At 62.0% G+C, this 10,272-nt stretch carries 10 protein-coding genes and 1 pseudogene; 6 read left to right on the forward strand and 5 right to left on the reverse strand.

The genetic code is table 11. The features are described 5' to 3' along the window. On the reverse strand, window positions 1-329 hold a 329-nt coding region (locus VGZ23_15565; GenBank protein ID HEV2359010.1), incomplete at its 3' end, for a hypothetical protein. Between the two features lie 504 nt (window positions 330-833). Between VGZ23_15565 and VGZ23_15570 the strand changes: the two genes are divergently transcribed. The 4 genes and pseudogenes from VGZ23_15570 to VGZ23_15585 all read left to right on the forward strand — a co-directional run bounded on the left by VGZ23_15570 (window position 834) and on the right by VGZ23_15585 (window position 3,888). Beyond that, entirely contained in the window at window positions 834-1,514 is a 681-nt protein-coding gene (locus tag VGZ23_15570; GenBank protein ID HEV2359011.1) for a Crp/Fnr family transcriptional regulator, read from the forward strand. A 407-nt stretch (window positions 1,515-1,921) separates the two neighbouring features. Beyond that, window positions 1,922-2,155, forward strand: coding sequence for a hypothetical protein (locus tag VGZ23_15575; protein HEV2359012.1), 234 nt, complete (start codon window positions 1,922-1,924; stop codon window positions 2,153-2,155). Window positions 2,156-2,232: 77 nt separating this feature from the next. Then, window positions 2,233-3,641 (forward strand): annotated as a pseudogene (gene sufB, locus VGZ23_15580) (Fe-S cluster assembly protein SufB). Between the two features lie 28 nt (window positions 3,642-3,669). Further along, window positions 3,670-3,888 carry a DNA-directed RNA polymerase subunit omega gene (locus VGZ23_15585; GenBank protein HEV2359013.1) on the forward strand — a complete coding sequence of 73 codons (219 nt, stop codon included), beginning with the start codon at window positions 3,670-3,672 and terminating at the stop codon, window positions 3,886-3,888. A gap of 177 nt (window positions 3,889-4,065) precedes the next feature. On the opposite strand, the gene fabZ is transcribed toward VGZ23_15585, so the two are convergent. The 3 genes from fabZ to VGZ23_15600 all read right to left on the reverse strand — a co-directional run bounded on the left by fabZ (window position 4,066) and on the right by VGZ23_15600 (window position 6,458). Continuing rightward, the gene (fabZ, locus tag VGZ23_15590; GenBank protein ID HEV2359014.1) at window positions 4,066-4,515 is read right to left on the reverse strand and encodes a 3-hydroxyacyl-ACP dehydratase FabZ; all 450 of its coding nucleotides are present in this window, start codon (window positions 4,513-4,515) and stop codon (window positions 4,066-4,068) included. Between the two features lie 70 nt (window positions 4,516-4,585). Next, on the reverse strand, window positions 4,586-5,020 hold the full coding sequence (locus VGZ23_15595) for a hypothetical protein (GenBank protein HEV2359015.1): 435 nt from the start codon (window positions 5,018-5,020) through the stop codon (window positions 4,586-4,588). Window positions 5,021-5,714: 694 nt separating this feature from the next. After that, the gene (locus VGZ23_15600) at window positions 5,715-6,458 is read right to left on the reverse strand and encodes a zinc ribbon domain-containing protein (GenBank protein HEV2359016.1); all 744 of its coding nucleotides are present in this window, start codon (window positions 6,456-6,458) and stop codon (window positions 5,715-5,717) included. A gap of 564 nt (window positions 6,459-7,022) precedes the next feature. Between VGZ23_15600 and VGZ23_15605 the strand changes: the two genes are divergently transcribed. After that, complete coding sequence (locus VGZ23_15605; GenBank protein ID HEV2359017.1) at window positions 7,023-7,463, forward strand: hypothetical protein; 441 nt, start codon at window positions 7,023-7,025, stop codon at window positions 7,461-7,463. Between the two features lie 1,062 nt (window positions 7,464-8,525). Here VGZ23_15605 and VGZ23_15610 read toward each other — a convergent pair. Continuing rightward, window positions 8,526-8,861, reverse strand: a complete 336-nt coding sequence (locus tag VGZ23_15610) for a hypothetical protein (protein HEV2359018.1) — start codon at window positions 8,859-8,861, stop codon at window positions 8,526-8,528. 465 nt (window positions 8,862-9,326) lie between these two features. On the opposite strand from VGZ23_15610, the gene VGZ23_15615 reads away from it, so the two are divergent. Next, window positions 9,327-10,202, forward strand: a complete 876-nt coding sequence (locus tag VGZ23_15615) for an SDR family oxidoreductase (GenBank protein ID HEV2359019.1) — start codon at window positions 9,327-9,329, stop codon at window positions 10,200-10,202. Window positions 10,203-10,272 lie beyond the last annotated feature (70 nt).

Below are 10,272 nucleotides of genomic sequence, written 5' to 3' on the forward strand. Positions count from 1 at the left end.
TCTGGTACTCTGCGGCGGTCGCGTCCTGAGGCGGTGCTTGAGGCGCCGGTGATCCCGGCGACGCGCTCGGCGTGCGATGGAGCCCCGGAGACGCCGCCCGGGCAAACGTGGGCTTGCTGAGCTCGGGGATGGCGATCGAGAACGTCAGTGAGCAGCTGCATCAGCAGCGGCCGGAACTGCTCGGCCGGGACGAGGAACGGAACCGCCGCCACCGCGGCCACGCATACGAACAACGACGGGTCCACGATGAGGAGCCATCGCGAGCGGAGCCAGGATCTGCCCGCGCGGCGATCGCTGACGACCGACGGCGGCACCTGCGTGCTGCTCATGCGAACCGGAATTTGCGTTTTAGCGTTTCAACTCATCTTCCGCGGACTCGGACGCCTTGAATTGAACGGCTCCACCCCGTTTCCTCCAGCGCGATTCTGAGCAATTCTGGACAGACGGGAAATCCTCACCCTGTTAGCATTACGCTAAACGGCCAGAACGCCGACTTCAGCGCGATCCAGAACGGCCGGGTCGCCGGGTTCTCCGTGATCTCGGGGACGAACGAGGCGTATGAAGTCCGTGTGGCCACGCCGACCGCCGCGGCGCCTCCCGCGACTGTCGGCGCCCCGACCATCACGGCCCCGGGGAACGGCGTCACGGCCCACTGGGCGTAGGAAGAAACCCGGCCGAACAACCTGATCCTGGAGGGGTCGAAGATCTCCAAGATGCCGAAAATAGGCGGGTCGCCCGGCGTGGAAGTTGATGCTGTCTCCGCGTCACTCTATAATATTGGTGACTTGAGAGTTGCCCTTGGAAATCCGAAGTTGGCGGTGAGGAGGACGCGCATGGCAAAGAGAAAGCCGGCGCGATTCCCCCATCGACGTGTGCTCGAGCAGCTTGGCGAAGGCAAGCGCGTCCTCGAGTACCGCAAGAACCGCGTCATCTTCGCGCAGGGTGATCCCGCGGACGCCGTTTTTTACATTCGGGAAGGCAAGATCAAGCTGACGGTGACATCCCAGCAGGGCAGAGAAGCGGTCGTGGCCATAATCGGCGCCGGCGATTTTATCGGGGAAGGCTGTCTCGCCGGGCAACCCCTGCGGATGGCGGCGGCCACCGCCATGACAGACGGCTCGAGCCTTCGCATCGAAAAGCAAATCATGAACAACCTGCTGCACCAACGCGGCGCGTTCTCTGAGGAGTTCATGGCCTACTTGCTCAGCCGCAACATTCGGGTTGAAGAGGACCTTGTCGACCAACTGTTCAATTCCAGCGAGAAGCGGCTGGCCCGGACGCTCCTACTGTTGGCGCAGTTTGGCAAAGAGGGCAAACCTGAAATCATCGTGCCGAAGATCAGCCAGGAGACGCTCGCGGAGATCGTGGGTACGACACGGTCGAGAGTGAGCTACTTCATGAACAAGTTTAGGCGGTTGGGCTTCATCGAATACAACGGCGGAATGAATATTCACAGTACCCTTCTAAACGTCATCCTCTACGACAAAACCCCGGAGTCTCAGCGCGTCAAGTAAGGGGCAGCCAAACCGGCCGCCGTCCTGCCGGCCGTTCCGCACGTCAGCTACATGAGCAGTTTTGCTCAGCGCCCAACGTAGCGTGATGTTAAGTTTGATGTGGTCATGGCGCGCAGTTCGCGGAGCTGAAGCCAGGCCCGCGATCGCGTCTTGCTCTCCCCAACACCGGCTTCTCGTAGACGTCACGGCGCGGGCGAGCCGGAGCGCCGGCCCCGGGGGTCTCAGAATGATATCCACAGGAATCGCCGTCGTCGCCGCAATCGTGCTCCTCATGCCGCGCGCCCCAATCGAGATCGCTCGAGAGTACCAGCGGTATGTAATGTTCCGTCTGGGACGCAGCCTCGGTCAAAAGGGACCCGACGCGGTGTCTCTGGTTCCCATAAGTCAGGAGCTTGGGGAGGACAACCATGGCGCTCGATAACGAACGGAACCGGGTTTTGGCGTCGTTACGGGATCAGTCGGCCGGCGCGAACAGTGTCGTGCTCGGTGAGCGGCTTGGCCTTGCGCGGGGGGCCGTGGAAGGCCATCTGCTCTACTGTGCCGATTACGGGTTGGCCACGTGGAAGCGGATTCGGAGCGGATTGGGGGACGTGGTGATCACGGACCGCGGCCGCGACTACTTGTTGCGCCAGAGTCTCTAGCGCAACCGGCTCCGCGGGGCAGGCCACAACGCCGGCCAGGACGTTGAGCAAGGCACGAACCAGGAGGAGTATGCATCATGGTGGTGACGCACCCGATCGGCACCGATCTCGACCAGTATAAGTTCGGGTTCCACGATCCCGAGGATAAGTACGCGTTCAAGTCCCGCAAGGGCCTCGACCGCGAGATCGTGGAGATGATCTCCCACATGAAGAGCGAGCCCGACTGGATGCGAACGCTCCGGCTCCGCTCGCTCGGGGTGTGGGAGAAGAAACCGCTTCCGACCTGGGGCGGCAACGTCGGCGAGATCGACTTCGACGACATCTACTATTACGTCAAGCCGATGGAGAACCAGGGCAAGACGTGGGACGAGGTCCCCGCGGACATCAAGAACACCTTCGACCGGTTGGGGATCCCGGAGGCGGAGAAGAAGTACCTGGCCGGCGTCGGCGCGCAGTACGAGAGCGAGGTGGTCTACCACAGCCTGCGCGAGGAATGGACAAAGCAGGGCGTGATCTTTCTCGACATGGACTCCGGCCTGCGCGAGCACCCGGACATCGTCCGCGAGTACTTCGGACAGTCATCCCGCCCGAGGACAACAAGTTCTCCGCGCTCAACAGCGCGGTGTGGAGCGGGGGCTCGTTCGTCTACGTGCCCGCGGGCGTGCACGTCGACGTCCCGCTGCAGGCGTATTTCCGGATCAATGCGCAGAACATGGGCCAGTTCGAGCGGACCCTGATCATCGCGGAACGAGGCTCCTACCTCCACTACGTGGAGGGGTGCACCGCCCCGACGTACTCGAGCGACTCGCTGCATAGCGCGGTCGTGGAGATCATCGTCAAGGAAGGCGCGCGCGTCCGCTACACGACGATCCAGAACTGGTCCAAGAACGTCTACAACCTCGTGACGAAGCGGGCGGTCGCGTACCGTGATGCGACGATGGAGTGGGTGGACGGCAACCTCGGCAGCAAGCTGACAATGAAGTATCCGAGTGTCTATATGGTGGAGCCCGGGGCGAAGGCCGAGATCCTCTCGATTGCCTTCGCCGGCGCCGGACAACACCAGGATCCCGGCGCGAAGGTGATCCACGCCGCGCCGCACACGCAGTCGTCTATTGTCAGTAAGTCGATCAGCAAATCCGGCGGCCGAGCCGGGTACCGGGGCCTCGTCAAGATCCATCCGGGCGCCAAGGGCAGCAAGTGCGCGGTGCGCTGCGACGCGCTGATCCTCGACGACCAGTCCCGGTCGGACACCTATCCGACGATGGAGATCGATGAGGACGACGTGGAAGTGACCCACGAGGCGACCGTCTCGAAGGTGTCCAGTGAGCAGCTATTCTACCTGATGAGCCGCGGGATCAACCAGGACGAGGCAATGAGCTTGATCGTCCGCGGCTTCATCGAGCCGATCTCCCGGGAGTTGCCGATGGAGTACAGCGTGGAGTTGAATCGACTGATCCAGATGGAAATGGAGGGGTCGGTCGCCTAAATGCAGCACACGCCCGCTTGAGGGACTCGTGGCGAAGGTCTCATCATTCTACGCCCTCGTGAATGTCGTGCCCGCTCGAGCTCGGCAGTTGATTGCGGGAGATCCGCCCGCCATCGAGACAACTATGCGCAATCCTGTGCTCATCGCGATGGAAGAGCTCGCGTTGGGGAAGCTTCACGTCGAACTACGAAAAGCGGCCGTTGCGCCGAAGGATCCCGAGGTAATAGAGGTCTCGCTGGTGGTTTAGCCAGATATGGCCAGAAGCAAGGCGGCGGATCTTGCGCGCCGAAGCGTGCTCGAACAGCCCGGGGAGGGCTCTGCGGCGCTCCAGAGAGGTCGTCGCATAGCGGGCAGGACCACCTCTTCTTCTCGGGCCGCACACAGCGTCGTCTGGCGAGGAACGTTCTTGCGGTCCGACAAGACACTACCGATTGGCAGACGTCGCCCCATCAACCGTGACCAACCCGTAGGTCACAATCCCCTCGGCCACGACCATGCCTTCCACCGTGGCGGTCACTTGCGCCTTTCCGAACGGACCCTTTCCCCTCAGTGCAACCACGGTCGTGATGAGCCGGTCACCGGGGCGCACCGCGCGGCGAAACCGTACACGTTCGAGATTCGCGAGGTAGATCAGACGGCCCTCGATGTCGGGGCGAAATGACACGAGGATCGCCGCAACTTGAACCATCGCCTCGACGATGAGGACCCCCGGCATCACCGGATTCCCAGGGAAGTGGCCCGCGAAGAACGGCTCGTCGATTGCGACGTTCTTGAGCCCGACGATGCGTTCGCCCGGTATGATCTCCAAGATGCGATCAACGAGCAAGAAGGGGTACCGCTGCGGGAGTCTCGTCAAGATCTGCTGAATGTCCATCGGCACCCTGCTATGCCCTTGCCTAGACTATGATTATCCTACGCAGAGCCACACGAATGGACGAGCTAGCTTATTTCGTAAGATATTCAAGCCCGTCGGCGCATGCTCGGCTTACATCAAAGCTAGCCTCTTTTTCCCCCGGCATTTTGTCCCAGCCGCCTTTTTCAATGAAGCCACTTCTCGCATAGGAATCTAACGCCGTTAATTCTTTAAGTTTCTCTTTATAGTTCGGGTCCTTTATGAATTGGGCGACGCAGATCGCGGCCCGAGTCGCCAGGACCGCCGCGTCGCTCCTCTGTCGGCTAGTGCCCCCGGTTGTCCAACCGCCCCACGCAAAGCCGATGATCATTGTGATGACTGCCCCACAAATAAGGCCCCAAATCCCAAACTTAACCTTCCCTCCAGTTTCTGGTTTCATTGATATGCCTCCCTGCACTTGTCCCTTCTTTGCCCGGTCATCCAGCTCTTCGGCTTTTTTCCGAATTCGCTCCTCTGGCGTGCTCAAGCGCGATCCCCCCTAAGCCCTACCCTGTCCAACGCAGCCCATTCGGGCGGGTCTGTCGAAACCCTCCGCGGATCTTCTACTAACGGGCCCGGCTTGCTGACGGTGCCGGCGCACCATACTTCAGACTCCGCCACCGTTCAGGTGGTCGCTGGTCACTCAAGGGATAGCGGTTTACGCTACGATCCGGTCTTCGGGCGGCAGGGTTGCCAGCGTCAAAGACGGGCTCCCGGCACTAACGCACCGAACATGCCCGAAGTCTACAACGACACTTGTGGGTTCCCGTTGCCTGCCTCTTCACGGTTGGAATCTAATGGGACTGTGCTGGCAGTCGCGGCCTCGTTGAAGCTCAAGCTCCGCAGAGTCCTCTTGTCAAGCTCCGAAGGTTTGGCCGGGGCCTGTCGGCCACCCCGTCACCGGATGTCGCGCGCAATGCTATCCACAGCCTCTACCGTGAGCGGTAGCTCGACCCGCTCCCGGGACCAACATCTAGCCAACCTTAATGCGTGAGCCGGCGTTTTGCCTAGTGTGCGAACGGTTCAGCTCGGGCGCGCCTGCGTCTGCAACTTGTAGATCGAGGCCTAATGTGTGGTGACGCGGGATCGCGGAGTTCTTCGGCCCCGAGCGCACGGAGGATTCGGCGCTACGGTCCCTCTTCGACGCCGCTTCCAATCGGACGGGGTAGGTCACGAGGCACTCAGGTGATGATGCGAGCTGCACTTGGCCATGGGGGTAATCGCAAAATCCCCCTCCCGGCACCAACGCTACTCACACATCCGTGCAATTCCAGTAACCCAGCCATGTTGCCCCGGACCTCGGCCACCAAGTGCGGGCTTTCTCGGATAAGCACGATCTTGTCTACAGCGAGCGCCAGCATTCGCCGGGCCTCGTCTACGTTCGCCTCTAGCAAGCCACGCAGGTCGCGCAAGTAACGTTCGACGACGGACCGCACGGATACCACGGGCGTCGGCGTCCGCTCGGCCTCTCGCACCGCCCGGTCTAGAACCGTGACCCGGCGCTCGGCGTCCTCTAGCATGGCCTTCGTGGTCGGTGTGATGATTCCGCAGCGGATGGCGTTCGCGATATTCTCCAACTCCCGGCTCGCCTGCTGGAGCGCCGCCCTGCCCTGCTCCACCGTGTCCGAGGACTGGTGTTGCGCCCGCGCCAGCACGGCGTTGACGGCATTCTCCAGATAAGCCAGCCGGTCGGGCGCGAACAAGTCGCCGAAGATGTATTCAATCACCCGCTGCTCCATGCTGTCCCTGCGGACGAGGCGGCCATTGCTACACACGGCAGGACCCCGGTCGTAGTGGACGGCGCACCCGTAATGTTGCACGCTGGGACGGTGCTGCTGGATCACGTATCTGGCAGCGCACTCGCCGCACACAAGGAGCCCAGACAAAAGGTATTTCGGGCGCGCACCCTCGCGGGACCCCGCCACGCTGCCGGGCCTCGACGCTCACTTTTGGGATTGGATTCTGTGGCTCACCTCAAAGCGGGCGTACGGGCGACAGGAACTGGTCAGCGCGGAACTCGCAAAGATGTGGGGGCATCTTCTGCACCCGCTCGGCGTCGCTGAACGCCCCGGCACGCTTGATGAAGCGACCGAGTCGTATCTTGCGGCGCGATGTCAGTGGGAGCAGCGTCTTCGACTTTCAGTGCCCCGTGATCTTGAACGTGAAATCTTGCCCCGGCTTCGTCACAGGTCAAAAACGAACTCGGGCGGTTGCGCGGGCGGCCGCTGACGGAGCAGGAGGCCAATCTGGGCTATCGCCCAGGCGCAGTGGTTCGGGGACTTGTAGGACCGGCATCTCAGGGCAGCCGAAGCGCCCACTCGCTCCGCCGCTGCAGCGCCGCCTCCAACTCCGCGATGCGCGCGTCCCGCTCGGCTAATCGGTCGAGCAGCCAGGCCACATCGCGTTCGGCGTCGGGGTAATGCGAGAGGTATCCTCAGCAGCGCAGTTTCTGCTCGATGTCGTGGAGGCGTTCGGCATCGGTCACACTCGTGGTGTTCCTGCCGAACGGCATAGGTACCGCCTCGGTGATCTCAAGAGGTGTTCGTTTCCTCTTCGCCAAGTTGTCGGCGAAGACCAAGCAGTTACGGAGGAATCTGTCTGTGGGGGAGACCACCATAACCGCTCAAGGCATCGTCCTGGCTCTGTTTTTCCTCTTCTTGGGCGCCCTTCTTGGCGACGTGCTTCCTGATTGGCGCGTCAAGGCTGTCTCGATTGCCGTCTGTTCGGGGTTGCTTATCTTCTTGATTGAGTTTTTCGTTGGGCTCACCGCTCGGCTTGCCGCAGTGCTTCCTCACTATGAGTGGGTGCCGCCAGTTCTGATTGGCGGCGTTGTCCTGTCCCTAGCGTTACCATTTCTTAAGCCGCACTCCCGCTTTCAAATGTTTATTTCGAGCCTCTGGTACCCTCGTTTTCTGCCGGACAAGTGGTGACAGGTGTTGCCGAGTTCATCAACAGGGGCCGTGAAGATGGCCGCGTCGTGATCGACAACTACGTTCGTTCAGACGTCGACTCTCTACCTCCGGCTACGAGTCCCGAACAGCAAGCCGCCTTTGAGAACCAGATTTTCGCGGCCTTCATGGCTCAAAGTCAAATCCGAAACGCCAATCCGCGACACAGGATCGTACCTGGTGACAGGCTTTGGATGATCGCTCAAGGGTCGCACCTGTCGGACCGTGACGCGCAAGGTTTTCAGAGTGGGACAAAGACGCTTTATTTTATGGGAACCATCAAGCACCAGGATTCAAGAGGCATCCGCTATACTGACTATTGTCAATACGTCGTGAAAGATCAGACCACACACGCTATTGGGGTGTTCCCCTGCAGGGTGCACAACGGTGAGCAAAGTGACCGATAGCCTTCCTACCCCGCGAACGAAATTGGGTAATCGTCGCGCAACTCCTTGGCCCCGCTCATTCCCCGGCACGATGGAAGGAATAGGCCAGAGTCAGTAGGGGCTGCTGGGATGAAATTGTACTGATGTTTGAGCAAGACGTGCCTTGGCCCTATCGCGCCTTGGCCTGACGCAGCGTGGCACCGATGCGCATCCTCGCCACCCCGCGCCCATGTCCTGAACGGCCCACCCGGCCGCTTCCAATTGTCGGTCGATCTCGACGCGGGCGCGGGCCTCGGGTGTCAGGTACGAATCGGAACCCGCTGAAATGGGCGTGACCCTCCCCTCCGACGGCTTGGCCGCTCGCCCTCACCGTTCGGCGCACTTCTTAGACTGCCCTCCGGCGCGACAAAAGCAGTCGCTTTCTTGGGAGCCAATACGCAGGGTGTTCGCCGGAGGGGGTGCGCCCCGACAACTAGGCAGACAAGTGTCTGGTTCTGGCGACACTACTCATCGGGTCACCAAAGGAGCCAAACCATTCTGTCCCCCCGACACTGACCCACCAACGGGTATCGCTAGGTGCAGTTGGCCCTAATCAAACGCCTGGCCCTCAACCCAACGCCCACGATAGTGGCGTTCACTACCTCGCCGCACGCGCGTCTTAGTGGGCACGCCGCGCGCCAGCGACCTGTATCGTCCCGATTTCGGTGACGCCCCAACCGGCGGCCTCGTCCTCAGCCCGCCGAGCAAGCGCGAGCCGTTGCCCCGACTGCTCGGCGGCCGTCCGCTGATCAGCGAGAATCCGGAAGAGCCGCGCCGCTTCCCAAGACGTGAGATCCCCATGCTCGTAACGCCGCCATAGATCGGCCACCGGATCCGGCCCCAGCGGCCGGGCAGTGCGCATCGCAAACCAAACAATCGCGGCCAAACCGGCCAGGATGCTCCCCGCCACGAACAGTCCAAGTGCTGAACCCTGACCAAACAGTTCCGGCCACATCGCTCTCGCCTCCCGCCGTGTGTGTCACGGCCGTAGCATACGGCGGGCCGCCGCATGGGGCTATGAACAAGTTCACAGCCCCGGGCGTCCGGTCCATGGTATCGACTGAGGCAACGGCGGGCCGGAGTACTGGCCGCGCGCCGGACGCTCCATCGGCCGGGAAACTGGGCGACGACGAGTAGGGCCCCAAGAGGGACGGTGCGTGGGCGTCCCCCATGATGGGTATGAGAACGCTGCGCCCCCGATGGCAGTGAGAACGCCCACTCGTTTCGCTGCAGCCGCGCCTCCAAGTCCGCGATGCGCGCGTCCCGCTCGGGGGCCCGGCCATTGGAGTTCATCGAAGGCCCTCGTTGACATCGCCAGCCCGTCTAAAGAGGTCTAGATGGCGTCCCCAGCAAACGGGTGCGAGTTGTCGCTTCCCGCTGCCTGTTCGGAGGGGGCAATGTTGCGAATCAGGGGGCTCGTATGACTGTTGCTCTCGTCACGGGGACCAGTACGGGCATTGGGCAGGTTACAGCGTTGTACCTCGCACGGCAGGGTTTCGACGTTCACGCGGGCCTGCGGACTCTCGAATCCGGCGCGGAACTTCTGGGCCGGGCTCGGGCCGAATCGCTGCCCGTCACCCCTGTCATCCTTGACGTCGATCGTGACGATTCGGTCGAACGCGGTGTGCAGACTGTCCTCAGTGCCGCTGGCCGAATCGACGTGCTGGTGAACAACGCCGGAATCGGTGGCGGCGGTGCCATCGAAGACGTGCCGCTCGATTACGCGAAGCGCGTGTTCGAAACGAACTACTTCGGCGCGATCCGTATGATACGCGCGGTCCTCCCCGGCATGCGCGCGCGCCGCGTTGGCACCATTGTCAACGTAAGTTCCGCGGCGGGCCGGGTGGCGCTTGCCGGTCACGGGCACTATTCCGCGACTAAGCACGCGCTCGGAGCCGCGAGCCTCATCCTCGCCCAGGAGGTACGATCGTTCGGCATCCGTGTGGTTGTGATCGAGCCCGGCGTGGTCACCACCCCGATCTGGAACAAAGCGACGCGCTTTACCGGCGAGGGTTCCCCTTACTACGATCACAGCCGCCGTTTACGGCTGCTCTTTCAGAACACTCTCAACGGCAATCCAACGCTTCCTCAAGCCGTTGCGGAGGTGATCGGACATGCGATCAGCACTGATCGTCCGCGTCTACGGTACCTGGTCGGTGCAGACGCCGAGGCCCTCGTGCGCGGTCGCTCCGCGGTCTCCGAGGAAGAGGTGATTGAGGACGCCCGTACGATGAGCGACGCCGACCATTTCGAGATGATGCGGCGTCGGTACGGCATCGACCTCTCCCAGACGTGAGTGTGCCAGCGACCCAGCAAGCGTCCCCCACTGGGGGCCGATTTTAGTGGCCGAGCATCTCATGGCAGCG

The sequence above is a fragment of the bacterium genome, from assembly GCA_035945995.1.
GTDB lineage: Bacteria > Sysuimicrobiota > Sysuimicrobiia > Sysuimicrobiales > Segetimicrobiaceae > DASSJF01.

What these genes read in the sequence shown, in the direction of transcription:
- VGZ23_15570 (HEV2359011.1), top strand. Translation starts at nt 834, where the DNA reads ATGGCAAAGAGAAAGCCGGCGCGATTCCCCCATCGACGTGTGCTCGAG.
- VGZ23_15575 (HEV2359012.1), top strand. Translation starts at nt 1,922, where the DNA reads ATGGCGCTCGATAACGAACGGAACCGGGTTTTGGCGTCGTTACGGGAT.
- fabZ (HEV2359014.1), bottom strand. Translation starts at nt 4,515, where the DNA reads ATGGACATTCAGCAGATCTTGACGAGACTCCCGCAGCGGTACCCCTTC.
- VGZ23_15610 (HEV2359018.1), bottom strand. Translation starts at nt 8,861, where the DNA reads ATGTGGCCGGAACTGTTTGGTCAGGGTTCAGCACTTGGACTGTTCGTG.
- VGZ23_15615 (HEV2359019.1), top strand. Translation starts at nt 9,327, where the DNA reads ATGACTGTTGCTCTCGTCACGGGGACCAGTACGGGCATTGGGCAGGTT.